This window comes from Vibrio comitans (assembly GCA_024346835.1).
GTDB classification, from domain to species: Bacteria; Pseudomonadota; Gammaproteobacteria; order Enterobacterales; family Vibrionaceae; genus Vibrio; species Vibrio comitans.
The window spans coordinates 1,141,486-1,166,623 of the sequence record AP024866.1; the positions used below are offsets into that span (position 1 = coordinate 1,141,486).

At 43.2% G+C, this 25,138-nt stretch carries 23 protein-coding genes, 1 tRNA gene and 1 pseudogene; 16 read left to right on the top strand and 9 right to left on the bottom strand.

The features are described from left to right. The first annotated feature begins 178 nt into the window (after positions 1-178). From cydA to nadA, 11 genes are all read left to right on the top strand, one after another. Complete coding sequence (gene cydA / locus OCU46_RS05250; protein ID WP_141272223.1) at positions 179-1,768, top strand: cytochrome ubiquinol oxidase subunit I; 1,590 nt, start codon at positions 179-181, stop codon at positions 1,766-1,768. Positions 1,769-1,783: 15 nt separating this feature from the next. Then, on the top strand, positions 1,784-2,920 hold the full coding sequence (cydB, locus tag OCU46_RS05255) for a cytochrome d ubiquinol oxidase subunit II (RefSeq protein ID WP_141272224.1): 1,137 nt from the start codon (positions 1,784-1,786) through the stop codon (positions 2,918-2,920). Positions 2,921-2,933: 13 nt separating this feature from the next. Then, on the top strand, positions 2,934-3,044 hold the full coding sequence (cydX, locus tag OCU46_RS05260; RefSeq protein ID WP_141272225.1) for a cytochrome bd-I oxidase subunit CydX: 111 nt from the start codon (positions 2,934-2,936) through the stop codon (positions 3,042-3,044). 301 nt (positions 3,045-3,345) lie between these two features. Next, positions 3,346-3,756 carry a tol-pal system-associated acyl-CoA thioesterase gene (ybgC, locus tag OCU46_RS05265; RefSeq protein WP_141272226.1) on the top strand — a complete coding sequence of 137 codons (411 nt, stop codon included), beginning with the start codon at positions 3,346-3,348 and terminating at the stop codon, positions 3,754-3,756. 1 nt (position 3,757) lies between these two features. Then, on the top strand, positions 3,758-4,441 hold the full coding sequence (gene tolQ, locus OCU46_RS05270; RefSeq protein ID WP_141272227.1) for a protein TolQ: 684 nt from the start codon (positions 3,758-3,760) through the stop codon (positions 4,439-4,441). Positions 4,442-4,444: 3 nt separating this feature from the next. After that, positions 4,445-4,888 carry an ExbD/TolR family protein gene (locus OCU46_RS05275; protein ID WP_141272228.1) on the top strand — a complete coding sequence of 148 codons (444 nt, stop codon included), beginning with the start codon at positions 4,445-4,447 and terminating at the stop codon, positions 4,886-4,888. Between the two features lie 13 nt (positions 4,889-4,901). Then, positions 4,902-5,933, top strand: a complete 1,032-nt coding sequence (gene tolA / locus OCU46_RS05280; RefSeq protein WP_141272229.1) for a cell envelope integrity protein TolA — start codon at positions 4,902-4,904, stop codon at positions 5,931-5,933. Positions 5,934-5,976: 43 nt separating this feature from the next. Further along, positions 5,977-7,296 carry a Tol-Pal system beta propeller repeat protein TolB gene (gene tolB / locus OCU46_RS05285; protein WP_371858851.1) on the top strand — a complete coding sequence of 440 codons (1,320 nt, stop codon included), beginning with the start codon at positions 5,977-5,979 and terminating at the stop codon, positions 7,294-7,296. 35 nt (positions 7,297-7,331) lie between these two features. Beyond that, entirely contained in the window at positions 7,332-7,880 is a 549-nt protein-coding gene (pal, locus tag OCU46_RS05290) for a peptidoglycan-associated lipoprotein Pal (protein WP_141272231.1), read from the top strand. Positions 7,881-7,895: 15 nt separating this feature from the next. After that, positions 7,896-8,678 (top strand): tol-pal system protein YbgF, encoded by a 783-nt coding sequence (ybgF, locus tag OCU46_RS05295; RefSeq protein ID WP_141272232.1) that lies wholly within the window; start codon positions 7,896-7,898, stop codon positions 8,676-8,678. Between the two features lie 116 nt (positions 8,679-8,794). Next, positions 8,795-9,856: a quinolinate synthase NadA gene (gene nadA, locus OCU46_RS05300; protein ID WP_141272304.1), complete on the top strand. Its 1,062-nt coding sequence runs from the start codon at positions 8,795-8,797 to the stop codon at positions 9,854-9,856. Positions 9,857-10,010: 154 nt separating this feature from the next. Here nadA and OCU46_RS05305 read toward each other — a convergent pair whose 3' ends face one another. Further along, positions 10,011-10,580, bottom strand: coding sequence for a UPF0149 family protein (locus OCU46_RS05305; protein ID WP_141272233.1), 570 nt, complete (start codon positions 10,578-10,580; stop codon positions 10,011-10,013). A 216-nt stretch (positions 10,581-10,796) separates the two neighbouring features. Between OCU46_RS05305 and OCU46_RS05310 the strand changes: the two genes are divergently transcribed. The 3 genes from OCU46_RS05310 to OCU46_RS05320 all read left to right on the top strand — a co-directional run bounded on the left by OCU46_RS05310 (position 10,797) and on the right by OCU46_RS05320 (position 13,771). After that, a tRNA-Ser gene (locus OCU46_RS05310) sits at positions 10,797-10,884 on the top strand. 312 nt (positions 10,885-11,196) lie between these two features. Then, complete coding sequence (locus OCU46_RS05315; RefSeq protein ID WP_141272234.1) at positions 11,197-12,405, top strand: tyrosine-type recombinase/integrase; 1,209 nt, start codon at positions 11,197-11,199, stop codon at positions 12,403-12,405. Positions 12,406-12,517: 112 nt separating this feature from the next. Continuing rightward, the gene (locus OCU46_RS05320) at positions 12,518-13,771 is read left to right on the top strand and encodes a tyrosine-type recombinase/integrase (RefSeq protein ID WP_167495417.1); all 1,254 of its coding nucleotides are present in this window, start codon (positions 12,518-12,520) and stop codon (positions 13,769-13,771) included. A gap of 270 nt (positions 13,772-14,041) precedes the next feature. On the opposite strand, the gene OCU46_RS05325 is transcribed toward OCU46_RS05320, so the two are convergent. Beyond that, positions 14,042-14,410 (bottom strand): response regulator, encoded by a 369-nt coding sequence (locus OCU46_RS05325; RefSeq protein WP_141272237.1) that lies wholly within the window; start codon positions 14,408-14,410, stop codon positions 14,042-14,044. Positions 14,411-14,594: 184 nt separating this feature from the next. Further along, positions 14,595-14,942, bottom strand: a complete 348-nt coding sequence (locus OCU46_RS05330) for a hypothetical protein (protein WP_141272239.1) — start codon at positions 14,940-14,942, stop codon at positions 14,595-14,597. A gap of 378 nt (positions 14,943-15,320) precedes the next feature. On the opposite strand from OCU46_RS05330, the gene OCU46_RS05335 reads away from it, so the two are divergent. Beyond that, the gene (locus tag OCU46_RS05335; RefSeq protein WP_141272241.1) at positions 15,321-15,956 is read left to right on the top strand and encodes a response regulator; all 636 of its coding nucleotides are present in this window, start codon (positions 15,321-15,323) and stop codon (positions 15,954-15,956) included. Between the two features lie 8 nt (positions 15,957-15,964). Here the strand turns inward: OCU46_RS05335 and OCU46_RS20240 are convergent. The 3 genes and pseudogenes from OCU46_RS20240 to OCU46_RS05350 form a co-directional block, all read right to left on the bottom strand. Next, positions 15,965-16,078: pseudogene (locus OCU46_RS20240) on the bottom strand (IS5/IS1182 family transposase); the annotation flags it as partial. Positions 16,079-16,206: 128 nt separating this feature from the next. Then, positions 16,207-18,903 carry a sensor histidine kinase gene (locus OCU46_RS05345; RefSeq protein ID WP_141272243.1) on the bottom strand — a complete coding sequence of 899 codons (2,697 nt, stop codon included), beginning with the start codon at positions 18,901-18,903 and terminating at the stop codon, positions 16,207-16,209. Positions 18,904-19,084: 181 nt separating this feature from the next. Then, the gene (locus OCU46_RS05350) at positions 19,085-19,600 is read right to left on the bottom strand and encodes a porin family protein (RefSeq protein WP_141272245.1); all 516 of its coding nucleotides are present in this window, start codon (positions 19,598-19,600) and stop codon (positions 19,085-19,087) included. Between the two features lie 486 nt (positions 19,601-20,086). On the opposite strand from OCU46_RS05350, the gene OCU46_RS05355 reads away from it, so the two are divergent. After that, a complete protein-coding gene (locus OCU46_RS05355) occupies positions 20,087-20,857 on the top strand; it encodes a response regulator transcription factor (RefSeq protein WP_141272247.1) in 771 nt (256 codons plus the stop codon). 562 nt (positions 20,858-21,419) lie between these two features. Here OCU46_RS05355 and OCU46_RS05360 read toward each other — a convergent pair. From OCU46_RS05360 to gltS, 3 genes are all read right to left on the bottom strand, one after another. Further along, on the bottom strand, positions 21,420-22,361 hold the full coding sequence (locus OCU46_RS05360; RefSeq protein WP_141272249.1) for a phospholipase A: 942 nt from the start codon (positions 22,359-22,361) through the stop codon (positions 21,420-21,422). Beyond that, positions 22,361-23,737, bottom strand: a complete 1,377-nt coding sequence (locus tag OCU46_RS05365) for a patatin-like phospholipase family protein (RefSeq protein WP_244311438.1) — start codon at positions 23,735-23,737, stop codon at positions 22,361-22,363. The genes OCU46_RS05360 and OCU46_RS05365 overlap by 1 nt, the downstream gene beginning before the upstream one ends. 77 nt (positions 23,738-23,814) lie before the next feature. Continuing rightward, complete coding sequence (gene gltS, locus OCU46_RS05370) at positions 23,815-25,038, bottom strand: sodium/glutamate symporter (protein ID WP_141272253.1); 1,224 nt, start codon at positions 25,036-25,038, stop codon at positions 23,815-23,817. Positions 25,039-25,138: the final 100 nt, after the last annotated feature.

Below are 25,138 nucleotides of genomic sequence, written 5' to 3' on the forward strand. Positions count from 1 at the left end.
AACCAACAAACTAAACCGATAATATAACCCACAGATATATTAGAGGATGCTTAACAACTGTTTAACTGTTAGTTTTCAGGGAATTAATGATTGATACAGTTATTTAACAGCTCCTGTTAATTTTTAACTTTGCGCTTTAGGTTGAACCAGTGTCTAGGAAGACACCCAAGGAGTTCTTATGATAGATGTCGTTGATCTGTCGCGATTGCAATTCGCGTTGACAGCAATGTACCACTTCCTGTTTGTACCATTAACTTTAGGTCTAGCTTTCCTGCTTGCGATTATGGAATCCGTTTACGTGATGACAGGCAAGCAGATTTATAAAGATATGACCAAGTTCTGGGGTAAGTTATTCGGTATTAACTTTGCCCTAGGTGTAGCAACAGGCCTTACCATGGAGTTCCAGTTCGGAACAAACTGGTCTTACTATTCTCACTATGTTGGCGATATCTTTGGTGCTCCTCTTGCCATTGAAGCCTTGGTAGCCTTCTTCTTAGAATCCACTTTCGTTGGTTTATTCTTCTTCGGTTGGGACAGACTGTCTAAGCGTCAGCACTTGGCGGTAACTTGGCTAGTTGCATTGGGCTCTAACTTCTCTGCATTGTGGATCCTTATTGCAAACGGCTGGATGCAGCACCCAGTGGGCGCAGAGTTCAATTTTGAAACCATGCGAATGGAGATGGTGAGCTTCTCAGAAGTCGTCTTCAACCCAGTGGCTCAGGTGAAGTTCGTTCACACTGTGGCATCAGGTTATACAACCGGCGCAATGTTCGTTCTAGGTATCAGTTCATACTACCTATTGAAGGGACGAGATGTGGCTTTTGCTCGTCGTTCATTTGCTATTGCCGCCTCATTTGGTATGGCAGCAATTCTATCTGTAATCGTTCTTGGCGATGAGTCAGGCTATGAGCTTGGTGACGTACAGAAAGTTAAGCTTGCCGCTATCGAAGCTGAATGGCATACCGAGCCAGCACCAGCAGCCTTCACTGCATTTGGTATTCCAAATCAGGAGACAATGGAAACGGACTACGCGATTAAGATCCCTTACGTAATGGGTATTATCGCAACGCGTTCTATTGATAAGCAGGTAACGGGCCTTCGCGACCTTCGTGAAGAGCACGTAGATCGCATCCGTAACGGTATGTATGCTTACGATCTTCTTGAAAAGCTTCGTGCAGGTGACAAGTCTGACGCCAATGTAGCAGCCTTCGACCAGGTGAAAGATGACCTTGGTTATGGCTTACTTCTTAAGCGTTACACCGACAACGTAGTTGACGCAACAGAGACGCAAATTCAAGCTGCGGCTGATGATTCTATCCCGACCGTTTGGCCTCTATTCTGGTCGTTCCGTATCATGGTTGCGTGTGGCTTTATCATGCTGTTTATCTTCGGTATGGCGTTTTACCAAACGTGTCGTCAGAAGATCGAACAAAAGCCTTGGCTACTTAAAGCCGCGCTATTTGGTATCCCACTTCCGTGGATTGCAATTGAAGCCGGTTGGTTTGTTGCCGAGTTTGGTCGTCAGCCATGGGCTGTAGGTGAGATCTTGCCTGTACACGTCGCTGCATCGGCACTCACTATTGGTCAGCTATGGGCATCACTAGCCGCAATTCTGGCACTTTACACTGTGTTCCTGATTGCAGAAGTTTACCTAATGGTGAAGTTTGCACGTAAGGGACCGAGCAGCCTGAAAACAGGTCGCTACCACTTTGAACAAGACAACGACGATGAAGCGAAAGCGAAAATCGGTCGTCAAGTTGAAGCATAATAAGGGAGTGTAATTATGTTTGATTACGAAGTTTTAAGATTTATATGGTGGGTGCTGATCGGCGTGTTATTCGTCGGATTTGCAGTCACTGACGGCTTTGACATGGGTGTATGTGCGGTTGTGCCTATCTTAGGTAAAACGGATAACGAACGTCGTGTCATGATCAACTCTATTGCTCCCCATTGGGATGGCAACCAAGTTTGGTTAATTACCGCGGGTGGTGCTCTGTTTGCCGCATGGCCTCTAGTGTACGCAACCTCGTTCTCTGGCTTTTATTTCGCGATGATCGTGACCCTTGCTGCGTTGTGGCTTCGCCCAATTGGCTTGGACTACCGTTCTAAGATTGAAGAGCCAAAATGGCGTAAGACGTGGGATATTTGTATCTCTATCAGTGGTTTCGTGCCACCGGTTATCTTCGGTGTTGCTTTTGGTAACCTACTGCAAGGTGTACCGTTCCAGCTGAATGAATTCATGATGTCTAGCTATCATGGCAGCTTCTTCGGACTACTAAACCCATTTGCATTGCTATGTGGCTTAGTCAGCTTGTCGATGATACTGCTGCAAGGCGCAACATGGCTACAGATGAAAACCACATCAGACATTCATGTGCGCGCTCGTAACCTAGCTCAAATTGCTGGTATCGCGACTGCAGTACTCTTTGTTCTTGGCGGTTTCTGGGTTCAAGGCATGGACGGCTATGTGATTACAAGTCAAATCGACCACAATGGCGCTTCGAATCCTCTTGCTAAAGACGTAGTAGTAGAAGCGGGCGCTTGGATGAAGAACTTTGCTGAATATCCAGCGTTTTGGCTAGCGCCAGCGCTAGGTGTGGCTATGCCATTGCTTGCTCTGCTTGCATCCCGCGCTGAGAAGGGTGGTTTTGCTTTCTTGTTCTCAAGCTTGGGCAACGCTGGCGTTATCTTTACAGCTGGCCTTGCGATGTTCCCATTCGTTATGCCATCAAGCCTTAACCCGGCACACAGCTTAACTATGTGGGATTCTACCTCTAGTGAACTGACTCTTAATCTTATGACGGCAGTAGCTTTTGTTATGGTTCCAGTAATTCTGGCTTACACCAGCTGGACCTACTACAAGATGTTTGGTCGTCTAGATGACAAGTTCATCGAAGAAAACAAGAATTCACTTTACTAAGAAGGGACAAGATATGTGGTATTTCGCTTGGATTTTGGGTGTGTTGCTAGCTTGTGCTTTCGGCATCATCAATGCTCTATGGCTAGAGCACACAGAAATGATGGATAACGATAAGCAAGATTAAGCTTAGTTGACATTCAAAAAGGCCAGAGCTGATTTCCAGCCCTGGCCTTTTTTATAAAGGATTTGTTCTATCTATGTGGAAGGTGATAAACGTCATCCTGACAAAAGTCAGGACCTTAGCTCGCACAAACCAAATAGGTAACCAACCAAACCCCTAAGAATGTATCCAAATATTGCGACATTAGTCAAATTTTGGCCACTTAGCTCACGAAAGCCGTGCATGCATCAAAAAAAACGTGTTGCCTAAAAAATAAAAAGTTACATTGTGTATATTACAGGCAAAGAAATCAGGGACCTAGGGCATGTCGTCGACCGATAAAGCGCCGTTCACTTGGCCAATACGAATCTACTACGAAGATACGGATGCGGGTGGTATTGTTTATCATTCCAATTATTTGAAGTACTTCGAGCGCGCACGAACAGAGATGCTAAGAAGCATTGGCGTGTCACAAGAAGTGTTGCTTCAAGAGAATTTAGGTTTCGTGGTTCGACATATGGATATCGATTTTCTAAAAGGTGCGAAACTCGACCAAGAATTGACGGTCCAAACACATATTGCTCAATTAAAACGCGCATCTCTCGATTTTTGTCAGGAGATAGTCAATCTAGAAGGCAGAGTATTGTGCAAAGCTATGGTTAAGGTAGCATGTATCAATACCGCCAATATGAGGCCTCAGGCCATACCAAGTTTCATGATCACGGAGTTATCGTAAAGTGTCCGCAGAAATCAATTTTATTGATCTTATCCTAGAAGCAAGCCTATTAGTTCAGCTGGTGATGCTCACTTTGGTTGGCATGTCGGTAGCCTCATGGGCAATGATCATCAGTCGCAGCAAGGTTATCTCTGAGGCTCATGCTCATACCGAGCGTTTTGAAGATAAATTTTGGTCAGGCAAAGATCTGGGCAAGCTATATCAAGAAGTAAAAGCGCGTAAAGACCGCTTATCAGGCATCGAAGAAATTTTTTACTCAGGCTTTACTGAGTTTGCTCGTCTTCGCCGCACAAACGCAGGCTCACCAGACTTCATTATGGAAGGAACTGGGCGAGCGATGCGTGTATCGGTGGCAAGAGAAGTCGACAACCTAGAGACTAACCTGCCATTTTTGGCGACAGTAGGTTCTATCAGCCCATACATCGGTCTGTTTGGTACCGTATGGGGCATCATGCATGCCTTCATCGCGTTAGGTCAGGTTAAGCAAGCAACGCTGGCTATGGTGGCACCGGGTATCGCTGAGGCTTTGATTGCGACAGCTATGGGTCTGTTTGCTGCGATTCCAGCGGTAATGTTCTATAACCGCCTTAGCAACCGTGTTGGCAAGCTAGAACACTCATACGCGACATTCTCTGAAGAGTTTCACGCTATCTTGCACCGTCAAGCGATGAGCGACAGGAACTAATCAATGGCGGGTTATCAACCTAAAAAACGCAAGCTAACGGCAGAGATCAACGTAGTTCCTTACATTGATGTCATGTTGGTTCTGCTGATTATCTTTATGGTGACCTCGCCGTTTGTTACTCAAGGTGTGGATGTTGAGTTGCCAAAAACACATAGCGCGACACCTGCATCAGAGCTTGCAGGTGATAGCGAAGCGAGCTTTATCATTATTGAAATCACCGCTGACGGCGAGCTAGGCCTCAGTGTTAATGATGAAGAAGTGCAACGTGGCATGAGCATTGAAGATGTGATTGTTCGAGTTAAAGCAGAGCGCGCTATTTCACCCGATGCACCTGTTGCGGTGGGTGGTGATGCCGCCACGCCATACGCTGAGGTAGTACTGGTTCTTGATGAACTAGGGCAAGCGGGTATAGCCAAGGTTGGCTTGCTGACGGATATCAAGGGATAGATTCCAATAACCGATGAAACAAGATAAAAAGTTCACTAGATCGCTCATCATCTCAGCAGCAGTACACTTGCTTCTGGTGATAGCTTTGATTTGGGGAACTAACTTCAATATGTCAAAACCAGAACCTACACCCAATATGGTGGAGGCGGTGGTCATTGACCCTAATGCTATTCAAAAGCAGGCTCAGCAGATTCGCCAAGAGCGTGAGGCTGCCTCAAAGGCTGAGCAAGAGCGCATTCGCAAATTGCAAGAGCAAAGCAAGCAACTTGAGCAGAACCGAAAGGCCGAAGAAGAGCGCATTCGTCGTTTAGCTCAAGAGAAAGCCGAATCTGAGAAAAAAGCGCGCGAAGCTGAGAAGCAGCGCCAGTTAAAAGAGAAACAGCGCAAAGAAGAAGAACAGCGAACTAGAGTTGCTGAAGCTGAACGCAAGAAAAAAGAAGAGGCGACTAAAAAGGCAGAAGCAGAGCGTCTTGCTAAGGTGAAAGCTGCTGAACAAGCGAAAAAAGAAGCTGCGAAAGCAGAGGCGGATAGGGTAGCCAAAGAAAAGGCCGCTAAAGAAGCCACTGAAAAAGCGCGCAAAGCTGAGCAAGAAAAACTAGCTCAAGAGAAGGCCGCGAGAGAAGCTGCTGAGAAAGCCAAGCAAGAGCAAGCACGCCTTGCGCAACTTGAGCGAGAGCGCAAAGAGCAAGAAGCAGCGCTGAGCGATATATTCTCTGGCCTTGAAGCAGAACAACAAACGAACTCAACAGCTCGTAGCAGAGCGATTACCGATGAAGTAACCCGAATGGGTGAAATCTATAAGCAAATGATTCAACGAGAATTATTGCTAGATGACTCCTTTAGAGGAAAAGAGTGCCGAGTGAATTTGCGATTGCTCAACACAGGCTCTAACTTCATTGTAAGCGACCTAAGAACCCTATCTGGAGATTCAGGGCTCTGTCGTGCGGCGCAAGTAGCAGTCTCAAAAGTAGGGAGCTTCCCACTACCAAGCGACAAGGCTGCTATTGATAAATTGAAGAGCATTAACTTAACCGTTGCACCTTAAGAAGGAAAACCTGGTGATTAAACGATTATTTGTAAGTCTATTGATGATGTGCAGCATGGGGGTATCCGTAGCCCATGCCTCATTGGAATTGGTCATTACCGAAGGCGTCAACTCTGCGCGCCCAATTGGCATTGTTCCATTTAAATGGGACGGCCCTGGCAAACTGCCACACGATGTGTCGGCGGTGATAGCTTCCGATCTGCAGCGTAGCGGAAAGTTCAGTCCAGTGGCGACGAATCAAATGCCACAGACGCCTTACGAAGATAAAGACGTTAACTACTCAGCTTGGACATCAATGGGTGTTGATGCGCTACTGACCGGCACGATCACTGATGCAGGAGACGGCAAATACAAGGTTCAATACAAGCTGATTGATGTTGTACGCGGAGCATTGACGGATGGTCAGGCTAAATCGCTGCAAGACGGCACCTTGGTATTGTCTAAAGATCATATCTTGTTTAATAAGCAAGCAACTGTTCCTGGTCCACGTTTACGCGAATACGCTCACCGTATCTCTGATTTAGTGTATGAGCAGTTGACAGGCGATCGCGGCGCATTTTTGACGCGCATTGCTTACGTTGTGGTAAATGACAAAGACAACTACCCATATCAGCTACGTATCGCAGACTACGACGGCTACAACGAGCGCTTAGTATTACGCTCTAAACAGCCTTTGATGTCTCCAGCATGGTCTCCAGATGGTAGAGAGCTTGCTTATGTCAGCTTCCAAAACGGCCAAGCTGAAATTTTCTTAATGAACATCTACACGGGTAAGCGAGAGAAACTAACCTCGTTCCCTCGTCACAATGGCGCACCTCGATTCTCTCCTGATGGCAAGTCTATCGCTTTGGTATTGTCAAAAACAGGCAGCCTTCAGGTGTACACCATGGACTTGGAATCACGTAAGTTGAAACAGATAACTCGTGGTAGATCAAATAATACAGAACCATTTTGGCATCCTGATGGTCAATCTCTTATATTCACCTCTGATAGAGGTGGTAAGCCTCAGATTTATCAAGTAAATTTAGGTAACGGTGCATCGAAGAGATTGACGTGGCAGGGTAGCCAAAATTTGGGTGGTCAGATTACTCCTGACGGACGTTTCATGATTATGGTGAATCAGTCTTCTTCAGGTTTCAATTTGGCAAAACAGGATTTGGAGACCGGAGCCGTTCAAGTGTTAACAAAAACACTACTAGACGAGTCTCCGAGCATAGCTCCAAATGGAGGAATGGTGATATACAGCTCAATGTATAATAAAAACAATGTGCTATCGATGGTTTCAATTGATGGACGGTTTAAAGCCAGACTACCAGCAACCAATGGGCGTGTAAGAGCACCCGCCTGGTCACCGTTTTTGTAACGACGTTACTTTTTATACAATAAGGAAAACTTAACATGCAACTTAACAAGGTTTTTAAAGGGCTGCTAATCGCACTACCTGTTCTAGCTGTTACAGCTTGTAGTTCTACTGACGAAGCAACTGACGCTTCTGATGCTCAAACTACTAACCAAGAAGCTCAAGCGAACGCAACTGAAACTACAGATACAACTGTTGTTTCTCCAATGACTGAAGAAGAGAAGCTAGCTGAAGAGCGTGAAATGGCTGAGAAAGCGCTACGTGAAAACACGACTCTTTACTTCCCATTCGATAACTCTACTATCAGCTCTGAGTACGAAGAGATGCTATCTGCACACGCTCTTTTCCTAAGCGAAAACCCAGACGTTAAAGTAACTATCGAAGGTCACGCTGATGAGCGCGGTACTCCTGAGTACAACATCGCACTAGGCGAGCGTCGTGCTAACGCAGTTTCTAATTACCTTCAAGCATCTGGCGTTCAAGCTGACCAACTTTCAATCGTAAGCTACGGTGAAGAGAAGCCTCTAGAGCTTGGTCAATCTGAAGAAGCGTACGCGAAAAACCGTCGTGCGGTTCTAGTTTACTAATCTTAGGAAGTAAACATGATCAGTAACTACAAGCGAGCAGTTGCGCTTACGTTACTAGCAAGTGCGGCGAGTGTTTCATTCGCCGCACCGGCTCCCGTTTCTGATCTCAACTCTAGCAGTGCCTCGACCTCTAAGTCGTCGTCATCTAGCGCTAAAGAAACCGAGACAGAGCGCTTGGAGCGTCTGCTACGAAACAGCAACCGAGTACAAGCCAACTTACAGCAGCAAGTCGACGAGATGTCTCTTGATGTGAGTGAGTTACGTGGTGAATTAGAACGTAACAACCACGAAATGCGTCAGCTTATCGATAGACAACGAGAGCTGTTTATTGAGCTAGACAAAGTTCGTTCTGAACTAGCCAAAGTCAAACAAGCCCCAGCACAACCTGCCGAGTCAGCCCCAGCCGGTAAATACTCTTCAAATCAAGACGAGCAACAAGCGTATCAAAGCGCCGTTGATTTGATCTTGAAGAATAAAGACTACGACGCAGCGACCGTTGCATTGGAGCAGTTTAAGAAAGATTTCCCTCAATCAGTGTATTCGCCTAATGCGAACTACTGGTTAGGACAGCTCTACTTTTCGAAGAAGAAAGACGTAGATTCAGCGAAAGCATTTGCTGCTGTCGTTGCGTATAAAGACTCAAACAAACGTGCTGATGCACTGGTTAAGTTAGGGGATATTGCTGCTAGAAATAACAGCACTAGCGCAGCGAAAAAATACTATCAGCAAGCGGTTGATGAGCACCCGAATACATCGTCAGCAAATTCAGCTAAGAAGAAGCTGTCTGACTTGAAATAACTACAATTAATAATCGTTAAGCTCAGCATTTATTTGCTGAGCTTTTTTGCTTTTGGCAAGCACACTCAAAGCAGTGTACAATGCCCGAAGTTAAAGGAAGTTGCCCGAGCATTGCAATGAGCCAAATATTAGAAACAGCACCAACAATTTACCCATTTCCTCCTAAGCCAGTACCTCTGAGCGAAGACCAGAAACAGGCTTACAAGGAGAGCATCAAAACCCTTCTTCAACAGAAAGATGCGGTACTGATTGCCCATTACTACACCGATCCAGAAATCCAAGCACTTGCCGAAGAAACCGGCGGTTTTGTAGGCGACTCTCTAGAGATGGCCAAGTTTGGTAACCGTCACTCTGCAAAGACTCTGATCATTGCCGGTGTACGCTTTATGGGCGAATCAGCGAAAATCCTCACCCCTGAGAAAACCATCTTGATGCCAACCCTAGAAGCAGAATGCTCTCTAGACTTAGGCTGCCCAGAAGAGGCATTTTCTAAGTTCTGTGATGAGCACCCTGATCATACTGTAGTGGTATACGCTAACACCTCTGCCGCTGTTAAAGCGCGCGCTGATTGGGTGGTAACGTCAAGTATTGCTCTGGAGATCGTTGAGCATTTAGACGCAGAAGGTACGCCAATTATCTGGGGTCCAGATCGTCACCTTGGTTCTTACATCGCTAACCAAACAGGCGCAGAGATGCTACTTTGGAACGGCGAGTGTGTAGTACACGATGAGTTCTCAGCAAAAGCATTGAGAGATATGAAGGCTGTCTATTCAGACGCCGCTATCCTAGTGCACCCTGAATCTCCGGCAAGTGTTGTCGAGTTGGCGGATGCGGTTGGTTCTACTAGCCAATTGATCAAAGCGGCGAAGGAGCTTCCTAACAAGCAACTGATCGTAGCAACAGACAAAGGCATCTTCTTTAAGATGCAACAGCTAGTACCTGAAAAAGAGCTTATTGAAGCACCAACAGCAGGTGCAGGCGCAACGTGCCGTAGCTGTGCTCATTGTCCTTGGATGGCAATGAATGGTCTTAAAGCGATTGAATCAGCATTGAAAGAGGGCGGAGCAGAGCACGAAATCTTCGTTGATGAAGCCGTGCGGGTGAAGTCACTTATCCCACTAAATCGCATGCTAGATTTCGCAGAGCAGTTAAACATTAAGGTCAAAGGCAACGCCTAACTAAAATGTAGCACTAACAATAAAAAAACCTCGGCAGATGCCGAGGTTTTGTTTTATATAGCTATGGTAATCAAGCGTAGTGGGTCTCGTCATCCTAGAAAGCGCAGCTTATCTAGGACCTTAGCAACACCAACACTTGGCTATTAGCCTAACTCTACTGAGCTTCCGCCAACGCCGCACCACGCTGTGTTAAACCACACAACATTGCCGGCATGGCATTAAAGATCTCAGCAAACTGATCAAGGCCATTCATGCCTTCTTCAGAAAGCGTAGCCAGTGACGTCTCAGGATCATAAAGCATGCTAATTGACAGCAATACACCGCCTAATAGGGCGTTATCTTGGCTATCTTGAGGCATCAGCGTCTGCCAATCGTCTTGAGCCAACTGCCAGCCTTGTAGCAATCCTTCACAGAACTCTTTAGTCGCTTCTGTCACTATCTCTTTATCGCTAAGATCACACTCAACAGGCCACTGCCAGGTGCCTTCAAACAGCGCAGGGCGCGCCGCATTCCAAGCATTGATGACCGCTTCTAGATAAGACTCCAACTGCTCACCATCGGTGAAAGGAGCGCTTTCCTCGCCACCCCATAGGTAGGCAATCCATTCAGCAGGATCAAGAACATTAGGCGCAGCTGCCATAGCCGTGATAAATCCAAGGGTTTGATGATAAGGAAGAAGGCGATCTTCCAGCTCAGGCTGAGCAATAATTTGTGCTAAATCCAAAATGGCTATCCGTAAAAAAGGTTTTGCATAGTGTAGCAAGCCTTTAAATCCAACTGCACTGCTAAATTGCCCTAAATGCCTCAATTTTCATCGAACTACACAATAATTGTCCAAACAACCGCAAACCACCTAAAAAGCACTGATTTCTACTTGACCAACCGCCCACAAATCATTAAATTAGCGCCTCGTTGACTGACACAGTTAACAATCAAATTCGGTGAGTTGTCCGAGTGGCTGAAGGAGCACGCCTGGAAAGTGTGTAAGGGGCAACCCTTCGAGAGTTCGAATCTCTCACTCACCGCCACATTCAAGATCAAAGACGTCCATGGGCGTCTTTTTTCGTTTCTAATCAATAACTTACCTTTCAGTAATGTCTATCGATGTCTATAGTGTCTCCGATTTGATGTATAGAAATTAGTATTGTTTAATGTATATCGCCGGCAGCAATATACAAAACTGAGCAATATTGTTTAGGATTGAATCATTTTTAGGGAAGCATGTTTTGTTTTTTCTAAACCTAGAATCACCTAACATTCAATGTGTTACATTAATTTTTGTATATAGCTAGATCTATCTCTTTTTACTGTCCAACTCTATACAGTTTCGGAGGTCGAAAATGGCAAAAGGTAAGCTATCCTCAGCGCAAGTTCGCGCTTTAAAACCCCTTAAAAATAAAATTAGCCAACGTTTCAGTGATGGCGGTGGTCTCTATTTTCACGCAAAACAGCGTGGTCAACACGCATGGGAATTTCGATACAGGAGACCCACAGGCGGTGATACCTATATTGTTCTTGGAACATATCCGTCTCTTTCGCTCTCTGATGCTCGGCAAAACGCACTTGAGTACCGAGATTTATTGAAAGATGGGGTAGACCCTCAAGTAGAACGTCAAAGGATTGAATTAGAAAAGAAAGCGGCTCGATTGAACGTTTTGAAGTTGGTTTTTGAGTCTTGGTTTGAGAGCAAGGAAGGGCAATTGAAGCCTAAAACACTCCAGGATATTAGACGTAAGCTTGAAATTCATGTAATGCCGAAGTTGGGTAACATGCCTGTTGAGTCGGTAACAGCGCCGGTTGCAATCGGCGTGTTTAGGCCTCTTGCTGAAAAACGTAAGTTTGAAACTATCAAGAGGTGCATTCAACTTCTAAAGGCAGTCATGAATCATGCAGTCAATCTCGGAATTATTTCGAGTCACAATTTACATGGGATTGGTGAAGTCTTCCAGAAGCCTAGAGTGAAGCATGTAGCTTCTTTGGAACCAAGTGAGCTTCCTGAGTTACTGAGGCTTGTCGCGCTTTCAACGATGAGACCTTCAACAAAGCTGATGTTTGAATGGCAGTTGCATACCATGGTTCGATCTGCCGAAGCTGCTACAGCTAAATGGAAAGACATTGACTTGGAAGCTCGTGTTTGGACTATCCCTAAATCAAGGATGAAAAACAATCGAGTTCATAAAGTACCACTTACAGACCAGGCTATCGAGATTCTGGAGCAGCAACGCATTTACAGCGATGGATGTGAGTTTATATTTCCGGCTATAAGTGATCGCATAACTCATGCGCATACCGAATCGATAAACAAAGCTTTTCATAGATTAGGACTTCAGAATCGAACAACCGCTCATGGTTTACGTTCTTTAGCAAGTACGACCCTTCATGAGCAAGGGTTTGATACACACGTTATCGAGGCTGCACTATCGCATTCAGACAAAAATAGAGTTCGAGAAGCTTACAATCGATCCAGTTTTTTTAACGAAAGGGTGAGATTGATGTCTTGGTGGAGCATGCATATCTCTCGTTGTTCTGTTATCGATCTATCTAAATAAATACAAATATTTCCGTCTATAGCGTCTATGGGAAACTATTGCAGCAACAAGCCTTCCAATATGTTTGCCTATGAGTTTATCTTGGTCTCTCATTACTTATGAGAGGTTAGAGATGGCGATTAACAAGCTCAGTACAACAAAAATTGCGAGATTAATTTCTGACTCCAAGTTCTTCGGAAAAGTGCAGAGGGTCAATGACGGAAATAAACTTTATATTTGTGCAGAAGCAAACGGAAACGCCCACTGGGAGTTTCGCTACAGGAAGCCTTTTAATGGGAAAGACACCTATATGCGTATCGGATCTTACCCGTTTGTTGGCATTGCCGATGCAAGAAAAGAGATTCAGCATTATCACCAAGCTTTGCACAATGGTATTGACCCATGGTTGGTCAAAAGTGGCGTTATAGAATCCATAGAGTATGCAGGGAACGTCACGTTTAGTGATTATTGTAAACATTATTTTTCTGAAAACCCCAAGCGTTGGGCCAAAAACACCATAAAAGATAAAACAGGCATAGTAGAAAACCATTTGGCAAAGATTATTGGTAGCTCTCCCTTAAAGTCTCTTACTTTAAATGTTATTTGGGATGCCCTTAACACCATAGAATCAGGCAATGTAAGAAACAAAGCTCTGGTGCTTATATGCACTATATTGAACTACGCATCTGTTAAAGGCGGCTTGGTGGATTCGATAGAAACCGATAAATTGAAGGAATACTTTAGAAAGCCAAAGTCTAAAAACTATCCTGCAATGAAGCCAGAAGAAGTGGGCGAATTGATCAATGGCTTTGTTCATTCGAATACGTCGATACTTGTATTTTTGTTGTTTCTTTGGCAATTACATTTGTTGTTACGTCCAGGTGAAGCAGCGAGTAGTGAGCATGAAAATATTAATCTTGCTGAGCGCAAGCTTGTTATTGCAAATCTCAAAAATGACTCTGAACACTGTATTCCCCTCACGGAAAGCGCAATTAGAATATTCACATTTGTTACCAAGTATTTTCCAGATGAAAAATATCTTTTTCCTGGAAACTCAAAAGCAGGTTGTATTGGGGCTGGAACAGTAGGTCATGCTATCCGAAATAACCTGAACCTCAAAGGCAAGATGACAGCACACGGCACGCGAAGCATAGGCAGTACAAAGTTACACGAAGATTTGGTCCCTAGCCACGTTGTAGAGGCATGCCTCTCCCATATTGATAGCAATAGTGTGCGAGCAGCATACTATAGAGATAATTTTTATGGTCCACGCGTAAAAGTCATGGAAGAGTGGAGCGACTTTATTGACCTTCAATTGAAGACTGTTGTATCGAACTCCAACGAGGATAGTCATCTAATTGAAGTCATCACTGCAATTATTTCGTAATGTGCGTCGGTAGTTTAAAACCTAGCTCTGTTAGTTTTCAGGCAAGGCGTGAATAGATTCCTATTGCCAATTTTTCTAATTGATATTGGACGAAAGAACGCATTATTTCGTTATCTTCCACTACCAATATATGAAGGACCGTGCTAGAGATGGCGTTGACACTAGTTTATCTAGGTGCTGCTCTTTCGTTAGTTTGTGGTTTTGGATTTGCTAGCTGTCAGTCTCCAAAGGGATAAAAATTAAGCATATGGTTGTGGAGATAAAAGGAAGCTAATGCGCCACTCTATTCACTGACATATTGATTAACTGTTCCGCTTGTGATGGTGAGAGCGGTGTGGAATAGACATTCATGTGCTCAATACCGCACCCGTGCGCTGCATCTACCGCAGATTCGAGCACATCATCGTTTGCTGCGCTGAGAATAGCATAGCTAGCATTAGGCACTGCCTTTGAGAGGTAATAGAGCATTTCAACGCCGTCACAAACGATTAAATCTGGAATGAAGCCTTGTAAAGTGATCTTTTTGAACGCATCGACATCTGAGTGTGCAACGCATACACGTGTCCCCTCATTAGCTTCAAGCATGCTACCAATGAGTGTTGATTGATGTAGGTCCTCTTCGATTAGTAATACGTCCATGAAAGTTCCTCTCTATCATTTTCACTATGCTCTAATTGTTAATCAGAGGGCAGGGAATAGTAACTAGGACTATTACCAGACACACATAGAAAAATTACGAGTGGCTCATAAAGAGTCAGGGAAAGTAGTGTGACAGTTCGCGAAGTTATAGCTGGACAATACGCGTGCTATCAGGCGTGGCAATTTAGACCACAGGATGACTTTGAGAAAGAATTCGATTGAGGTAGCGGGGCAGTTCCGTTTCGATGTTGCTGTACGCAATATAGCTAATCTGTTGGTTGATGCAGAAAGCTTGTTGAATAGACTCTTCTGTGTAATGCCCGAGGACAAGCACATGGCTATATAGAAGGTGTAGGTTAGGCAATATGATTGGCTTGAAATGTTGGCTATCTACGATAAGCAGATCGTAATCCCCTTCTCGATACTCGATGGGGGTAGAGAACTTCTCTATTTGACAGTCTAGCTCTAGCTCAATCGCCATTCTTTGAATAGCGGTTAGAAGCTCACTGTGACCAATATGGCTTATTTTCATTTAGGGTGTGCCTCGAGCATATTAGAATTCAGATTATCTAATAGTATCGTTCTATTCACTTTCTAGAAGTACTAGAAAATTTACCAGTATTCACTCTGTTGGTTGGATTGTATGTTGCGCTTTCTTGCTAAATTTGCGTTTTGACTTGCAAGTTAGATGAAGAAATACAATGATTTAGAAAAAGGAACTAGACTGGTTAATGGCATCAACTAATTCAGTAATTGTTGAGATTTTAGTTGATGTTTAGGTGTATCGGGCTGATAGTGTTCTATATTCTTTAATATCTTCGCGCAGAAGACGTTATCACTAGAGAACTTGCCTTATCCTGCATTAGAACAACACTGTTTAGGTTGTAGATGTAATTTTTGGAGTCACGCTTTGAACAAGAAAACCGTATTGTTGGCCGATGATCATGTGTTGGTTGCGGAGGGAATAAAAAATCTGCTGGCCGACGAGTATGAGGTTGTGGGTCTGGTAGAGGACGGGATGGCATTGGTGCAGAAGGCTAAGGAGTTAAAGCCTGATGTGATAGTGTCGGACATCTCAATGCCAATAATGAATGGTATTAATGCAGCCGAGAAGATTTTGGCTACAGATAAGGACTGTAAGATTATTCTTCTTACAATGCACCCGGAGATAAAGTATGCGATGCGTGCTTTGGATGTGGGAGTAAAGGGATATCTATTAAAGCACTCCGCATCTGACGAGTTGCTCACCGCTATTAAGACGGTGCTTATGAATAAGACCTTTATCACCTCCGCTTTAGCCGCAGATATCATGGAGGCATATAGGAATAATAAGGGCCAAGCTGAGGATCCTATTAGTTTACTTACACCTCGACAGCAACAGGTTTTGCAGCTACTTGCTGAGAGTCATTCAGCGAAAGAAATCGCTAATATTTTAAATGTATCAAGTCGTACTGTTGAATTTCACAAGTACAAGATGGTCGAGATCCTAAAGCTCAAAAATGCCAGTGAGTTAGTGCCTTTTGCTATAAAAAATGGCTTAGTCTAGTTCGGCATCTAAAATACTGAGTCTTGAAAGCCTTGAAGCACTCTCAATGGCACGAAGAAAACGCGTTTCACCATAAATGCAATAGTAATAACCTTGTCGCTAAATTGAGGAGATCTTACACGCTTGTTTTGTTCGCGCCCACGTGGCTATTGCTTCCACTTAGTCGTTTCGTGCCGAGGTTTAGGCATGGGCTGAGCCTATGAATGGATGTACCCTGTTGGGTCGCAGCTTCTTAATTTAGTCCCATCGATTAAGCAACAAAGTCGTCTGGAGCAGCTAAGCTGAGCTCAATGGTAGTGCCTTTGTTTTCTTCTGAATGTATATGCAACTCACCGTTAATGAGTTTGGCTCGCTCCATCATACTTTGCAGCCCCAGCCCTGGCGAGCGCTTCGCCTGCTCGACATCAAACCCCATTCCATCGTCTCGGATTTGTAATACAAGGGTGTCTTTTATTAGGGTAAACGACACTCGAGCTTTGTTCGCCTCTGAATATTTGGCGATGTTTCTTAGCCCCTCTTGCACTATGCGAAACAGTACTAAAGCAACATCTTTGGGAAGGTTTAGCTCCCTTGAGGTATGGATAAACTCAACTTTGATCTTTTCACGTAGCTCAAAGCTTTGTACCTCAGAGCGTAGCGCGTCGATAAGGCCTAAGTCATCTAGAATCGAAGGGTGAAGCCTACGTGATAAGCTGTGGGTGTCTTCGGCTATTTTACCTAGGGCTTGCTTGATGCCTTTTATTTGATTCATTAATGACTCAGATTCCACTGACATCTGTACTGCTCCCAAATCGATGGCAACTACCGCTAAGCGCTGGCTTAGGTCATCGTGCAGGTCTCTTGCGACTCGTTTGCGTTCTTCCTCTTGAACACTAAGAAGCTTAGAAGTTAGAACCCGTAATTCATCTTGGCTTTCGATGAGCTTTTCTTGTTGTTTCTTGAACTCACTAATGTCTTGAATGGTGGTATTGGCAGAAACGAACTGGTTATTATTGTTGAACTTGAGCTCCGAGACCTCTTTGACCCATTTAAGCTTGTCATTGACTATGATGCGATATTCAACGTTGAGTAGGCCTGATTCTAGTGCGTCATCTATGTTCTTTAGGTAGCGCTTTCTGTCTTGGTTATAGATCATTTGTACATAATCGATGCGCTTCATTGACTTGGTTTCGGCCACGCCTAATATTTGAGCTGCCTCTACCGAGAGCGAAGTAATGGTGCCATCGCTGTCTACGTCCCAGCTACCAAGCTTGGCTACACGCTGTGCATTAGAAAGCCTGTGGCTGACTTTCTTTATAACCCTGATGCTTTTCCTTCTATTCAAGTAGTTAAACAGCAGTATGATAAATATTACTGCAAAGACCAATAGGACCGTCCAGCCAATAAAATCACGCCAAGGGTTTTTCTCAATGACTTGAATGTTGTTCCATTTTTCGAGAATGAGCGTCATCTGTGATTCATCTACGGATGCGATTACTTTATTAAATAGGCTTACTAATTCGGGTTTAGAAGGGTGAACGGCGATGGCAGTGGCCTGTCTGTACTGTGTGGTACCAGAGCGAACAAGATCATCAAGGCCTAGGGTGACGATATGATGCTTGGCGACAAATGTATTAACTACGGTAAGATCTACCTCCTCATTGGAAAGTGCAAGTAGGGCATCGTCTAATTTTGCGTATTCCACGACGAGCAAGCCTGGAAAATCTCGCTTGATCGGCGTCATCCATGCACTTCCTTTTGCCAGACCAATTTTCTTGCCCTTAGCTTGCTGTAGGGTGCTATAGATAGCTCTTCCTGATTTGGTATAAATGGCGGCTGGCATTTCAATGAAAGGGTCGGTAAAGAGCAGGCTTTGTTTGCGCTCTTTAGTAATATTCATGCCAGGTACAAAATCGATCTCCCCTGACATGACTGCATTGACGATATCGCTCCAACTATCATATGCAATGAAGTGGGCCTCAATAGCATATTCTTTTTCAAACCTGCGCACGAAGTCATCGGCTATCCCCTTTGGTTGATCATCAATGACATAGGCGAAAGGGGGGAGTTTGAGAGGTAAACTAAAGGCGATACGACTATGGCTTTCAATCCAGTCCCTCTCTTCATCTGTGAGAGTTTCTATAAGTAGCTTTTGTCTATTGTTTTTATCGAACCATTTATCCCTTAGCATTTGTTTCTGCTCAGCGGTGATAGCAGCGATCGCCTTATTGATGATGGAGTTTAGTTCTGGCCAATCATTTCTTGTGGCAAACCTAGACTGATTTTGCTTTTCAAGTTCGGCTATGCCAAGACTTCCCACGATTTCCAAGTTGGATAAAAAGTTTTGATAGATATAGGTTTCACAAGTGCTAGCAGCACAGATGAAATACTCTGCTTCGCCTCCTAGAACGGCATTTAATCCTTCACCGGTGGATTCGACGATGATCAAATTTAAATTGGGGTAGTGTGTGCTTAAATAACGCTGTTCTAAGAAGTCTCTACGTACGGCGATAGGCTGATCTTTTATACGACCGATAGAGCTGACCCTTGGTTGCCCCTCTCTGCCATAGAGCACAGTTGACCCTCCTGAGATATAGGGCTGAGTGAAATCCATAAAGCGCCCAATGCTATCTCTCTCTCGCACCAATTGCAGCATATCTAGTTGGCGTTCCTCTGCTTGTTGCAATTGTTCTGACCAATCTTCCTGATACTCGAATACAAAGGCTAACCCAGTGATTTGGCTTATGAGGTCGATATAATCGATGGAGTAGCCAACGACTTGGCCATCTTTTTTAAATGCCAGCGGGGGGAGGTCAGTAGAGTTGCTGACGCGAATGCTAGGATTTTTCTCAATCCAGGCCAATTCGTCGTTTGTAAATAAGTCATGTTTGTCTGACGGTTTTGCCCAACAGTCGTGAATCAATAAAGTAAAAACAGAGATAATGAGAAGACGCAGGTACCCTGCCATGAAAAACTCCTACTAGATACAGCCATTCTTATTTGGCGAGTGGATTGTATTGACTTCTTATTTTTAAAAACTATAGAAGCCAATGAGCTTTGTTGCAGGAGGATTTGATTGGTTATTTGAATGATCTAAAAAAACGAGCGGGCATGTGCCCGCTATCGTAGTCGTATTGTTTTCTATGGTTTTAGAAGTGATAATCTACTGACACCATAATTTGCTGAGTGTTTTCAAGCTTGGTGTTGTTCTCTTCATAATCTTGATCGAGATATTGGTATGAAAGCTCCGCCGACCATGACTCGTTGAACTGGTACATAGCACCTACTTGGCCACCCCAAACGAATTCTGTAGAGCTCTCGTTAGCGATTTCACTGTCTGCAACACCCATAGAAACACCAGCGAATAGGTTAACATTCTCGTACACTGGTAATAGGTAGTCATATGAGGCTAGAAAAGAGTGTTGCTCTAGCTTATCCATGTAGCCATAAGTACCCATAACACGGTGATGGTCATTCAAGATTGCGCCACCACGTAGTTCAAACGCTACATCTTCACCATTCATGTCATTTGCACCTGTTACATCGTCAATTTGATAACCTGTACCCACACCTGCGAACCAATCTACATCTAGATCATTTGCAAGGCTCGGTGCTGAGATAAGAGCAGTAAGAAGTACAGATGAGATAGCAGTTAGTTTTTTCATATTTAGATTCTTATTAAAAGATAATTGAAAATATTATTTATCATTCTTAGCAATTGCATTGCTTCGTTTTGATGAGGTCATTATTTATTAATTTACCCCATTGGTTAACTAGATATTTTACTAAGAGGGTAAAGTATATTTACTTGTAGAGTGGTTTTAATTTACTAGTGGTGTCCTCTAGCAATATATTAAGTGGGTTTTCGAGAGGGATATAAATTTGGTGGTTTTGTGATTAATATTATTTGTGATCTGGCCATAGATTAAAGATGGAAGTTACAAGGAGGAGTTTAATATTATCTTTCTGCTCTACTACCTTTGATTTGTGTCCATTATTCGACAAGGTTATTAGCACTAAATTTTATTGCTAGTAAAAATACCGGTTACAAGATGAAATTTTCCTAAATAACATATGGGTCATTACATACTAATACGTAAATAGATTACTATACGGCTAACTTCTATTATCCATCATCGAAGAGGCAAGACATGACTGAATATGAAAAACACTTTTTGCAAGAGGTTAATATGCTCACTTCTTATTTAGGTACAGACCTATCGAGCCCGGTAATGCTAAGTATTGAGCGTACTTTAGATGCTTATGACCTGGATAGACTCAGTCTATACCCGTTTCCTAACATCAACATAGAAATTGAAGAGCTTATATCAATACAGCGAGGCGATGTGGGAGGGCACGTATTAGAAAAAGATATCAGCACATCATTACAAGACTATATCTCAATGACCAATGATGGGAATACTTACCACATCTTTAGTCGAGATGAAATGAAATCCAGTCCAATTAATACTTTGCGCTTGCTAGAGTTTGATGGTGTGAAGTGGCATATTGTTATTCCAATAAGGACGTTTGGCCAACTAAATGCAGGGCTAAGCGTGAGTAGATTTGAAGATAAGAGATTTTCTTTAGCATTAATAAACTCTTTGAAATTAATTGGTTCTCTGTGGTTTATGAATCTTTACGGTTCAATATCTAATAAATTGTGCGAAATAGAATCAGAGTCGAGAATATTAGCTAGTGAAAAACTACGATTTCTAACCAAGCGACAGTTAGAGGTACTACGAATGATTGGCAGTGGAATGTCAACGAAAAACATTTCAATCGCCCTTAACTTAAGCGTAAGAACAATAGAGTCACATCGCTATCGGATATCTGATAAACTCAACTTAAATAAATATGATACCTTGTCTAATTTTGCGAAAAGAAACAACCTGTTGTTGCAAAGTACACTAGAAACATGAAATACATTTTGGAGCGACGTATTATGGCGTCGTTGAGTAAATCAGGTAGAAGGTACATTATTTCATCCAATGTATCAGTCATAGACATTCCATCATTTAAGGGGTGTCTATAGATAGAACCAACAAATATTTCAGTTAGAATTCGCACGCCTTCACTATTTTCATTCCAGTATTACTATTAACGTTAAGTTATTGACATCCAATCCTGTTGCCTAGTTGTCACATATCGCTAGGGTAATCCTGCCATTTTCAACGGACGTTAAACTATGGGGGGGGCTCTTTTTCAGTTCGAGGGGTTTCTAAAAAAGCATGCTAACAAAATGGCAGTAACACAGGGTCTGTTGCAGCCTGGTATAGTTGCCTTCCTAGTTATTTGGTGAGTTGTTTTCGTATGGTATTAGTGCTAATTAAAAGCTAGCTAGTAAATGCCTTTCTAGTTAGCAAAGAGCTGCGACAATACTATACTTCCAGACTCTGCTCTTGTTCTCATCATCAATAAAAAACGCAATACTCCCTGTATCGCTCTCGTGAAGTAGATAGTGTTGATACATGTAAGTAGTAATTAGATGACATCATAGATCAAAATACCAATACTGAAGCGATTCACTCTATGGTCGTAGTCGATAAGGCTTTCTCCATAACCGTAATAATATTGGGCATACAGTTTAACGGTATCAAAGATAGGTACTGCTGCATTTAACTCAACAGCCCCTTTGCTATCGCTACTGATATTATTACGAAGTAGCATACTATAGAAATTGCCACCGTCCTTGTAACCAAGAATGACTTCACCATAGCCCAAATAATCATTAATATCTGGGTTGTCATCATCCTCATCATCCTCGGGGATTCGGTACCAAGGTTTAATTCCGATGACAAAATCATCACGAACAAACTCAAAGTTTGCGTAAACTCTATTCCAGCTGCGTGAGTAAGGTTCAGAGCGTCCATTAGATTGATGGATAAAAGCGTAGTCCGCCTGAACTAAGTCGAAGCCGAGAAAAGAGACGTTGGGATAGGTACTGACAATAAACTCGGGGCTATAGTTGGTGTCACGAAATGGTGCCGACTCTTTCTTATTGTACAATTGCCACCATGAGGTTTGTGTATAGCCAAACCACATATCCCAATCGCTATAAAAATCATTCCACAGCTTCAACTTACCACTGAATTGAAATTTTACTTCAATATCATCAATATTAGAGCCGGGCCTGACTGACTCCCAATAGTCTTTATTAGGTTTATCGTTATATGATAATGGCAGGATATAATTAGGTTGGTGCGGTGTAAGTTTAAATATCCCTTGGTTATTTATATAGTCTACTACTTGATGAAAGCTCATACTATCGAGATCAAACTCATCTTCAGAGGTGATAGTTTCAGGTTTCGCACCAATACTGTCGTAACACGATAAGCGCTCATTATCATCGTCAATTTGCCAGCAATTAGTTTCCGCGAGACTCGCAAAGGGGAAAAGGATAAGTAGCAACCAGTTAATTTTCATTAGATCTCCTCATCTGCTGTGAGCAGAGTTTGTGAGTGTTCAGAGCGACTTGCGTCAAAAGAGTGTGCATGAATAAATTCTTGAAATGTTGAGTCTAAATTCAGTTGTTGGTAGCCCTCATCAACCAGCAAGTCAACATTGTCATTAGATAAGTTAAAATCAGTACGGATCTGATTTAGCAGGAATTTTTTGTCTCTATCTAGGGTCTTAGTAAAGCTCACTTCAACAAAGTAAGGGGTCACATCGTCTCCCTTTTCTGAGGCCAACCTTCCCCAATCATGCATTGCTTCAATCATTAAGTCCTTAGTCGAGTCATTGTACCGGTGAAGCTGAATATCAGTAATGGCATCCACCGTTTGTTTTAGGTCCGGTGTATCAATACTGTCTGCAATACCTAGCTCTGGGTTTGTCGCTGCATCGACTGAAATTATAATCAGGGGTTTAATTTGACCTCGGTTATTACGAGGGTCTAGGCTCTTGGATTTATTTAGCCTCAGATACTCGACCATTTCATAAACAGCAACCAATCCAAGGTTATCGGTAATACCACCATCAACTAGGTGCACATACTTAACCGCTTCTTTGTCTTGATATTGCTCTATGGTGGAAACAGCATTTCTATTGCGGTAATTAGATGTATCAAACATTACATCTTTGTCGATTTGAGTCACACAATCGTCTCTGTTCTCAATAACGACAGGAGTAAACAACAACGGAACAGCAGATGAAGCAGTTACCGCACTAGAAATTGAATAGGAATTAAGGTCAGAGCAAAGCATGTCAAAGTAGCCCTGTGTGAAAGAAAAGCGGGTTCCAGTGGATAGGTCTGTCGAATTAATTACTATATATGGCGAATTATCACGAGAAATATCAGCGAAGGTCTTGTCACCAAAGATATTGTTTTTGTAGTAGTCCTCAGCTAGACGGGTTCGCGTCTTGGTAGAAAACCACCGCAGGGGTGAAAGAAAAAGAGAGGCAAGATCATCGGTCACCTCATGATATAAAAAAGTCTCTTTGTAATTATCGAAAGTTTGCTCACCATAAAGCCCGTAATAGGCTGCGGTAAAGCTCCCTCCAGAGACTGAACTGATCATATCTACTTCATCAAGAAGACGAATATCTTGTCCGGCGATATGGATGGTGGTATCACGCAACGCCTCAAGGACTCCGTATGACAGCGCAGCTGCACGTGTACCACCGCCAGAGAATGAAAGAATCAGTGTCACTTCGTCATGGTGTTGGCCAAAGTTTTCAGCAGAATAAGCACTGTTATTGGTATAAACTTTTTGCTGTTGGTTGCTCACTACATTTTTTGCGCTACAACCCATTAGCGAAACACTTGCTAATACTAATGCGATTAACTTGTTTATGTTCATACCCATTTCCTCTGTGCGATTCATACCCATTCAACTGAAGCGAAGGGTGGCTTTCGCACACCCTCAGCGATCTTCATCTACATCATTTTCAAAAAGTAAGGAATAATGAGTGCATTAGCTAAATCAATAAAGAAGGCACACACCAGGGGTACAATGATGAATGCTTGGGCTGAATAACCATACTTAGCAGTAATTGATGACATATTGGCCATAGCAGTAGGTGTTGAACCTAATGAAATCCCGCCGAAACCAGCACATACCACTGCGGCATCATAGGTTTTACCCATAGCCTTAAATACGATGATTGACGCCGTCAACACAGCTAAAATGAACTGCATCGTCAAGATAATTAAAATAGGGCCTGCTAGCTCTACTAGGGTCCACAATTGCATGCTCATTAATGACATAGCGAGGAAAGAACCCAAAGAAATATCAGCAATCAAGCTAATCGATTGAGTGCGAGTTGGCCACTTAGTACCACTGATACGAGGGTAGCTGTCTGGGATTAAGTTAGTAATCAAGATGCCCGCAAACAGACACGACACGAACAATGGCAACTGTAAACCAGTCTGACTAATTGCTTCATCAAGTAGAACACCAACAATGATGCAAATATGAATAGCCAACACAGAGTCAAGGAACGCAAATGAGGTTAAAGATTCCGTTTCGTCTTTGGTGTCTTCTTCTTGGTCAACTGCCTGATTTTCATTTGCTTTTAGGTTGTAACGTTTAATCAAGAACTTTGCGATTGGTCCACCCATCATACTAGCTAATATCAAACCAAATGTAGCGCTGGCGATACCAATCTCCATAGCATTTTCAATGCCTAACATTTCCTCAATACGTGGAGCCCATGCAATAGCAGTACCATGACCGCCAATTAAAGAAACGCTACCAGACAGCAGGCCCACTACCGGTTCAAGGCCAAGTAAACTTGCCGTTGTCACGCCTACAACGTTCTGCATGATCATAAAGGCGATGGTGACTCCCAAAAGAATTAATAAAGGCTTACCACCTTTTAGTAAGTCTTTGAAATGCGCATTAATGCCGATTGTAGTGAAGAAATACACTAGAAGCACATCACGAGCCATTAAGTCAAATTGCACCTCAACTGCGGTAAATTGATAAATCAATGCGATTATGATCGAGACTAATATCCCACCCGATACAGGTTCTGGGATACTAAACTCGCGTAAAAAAGGGATTAGTTGATTCATTCGTTTACCAAAGAACAGAACTATGATGCCCATAGTCACGGTAAAGAACGAGCCTAAATTTAAAATATTGCCGTCGAATTCCATAATGTTACTCTCACTCTAAGTACTACTGAAATTCTACTGCAGTAGTGTTAAATAACTCCTCGTAAAAGTACCAGTTAACGCAGTTCAAATTACGAGTGTT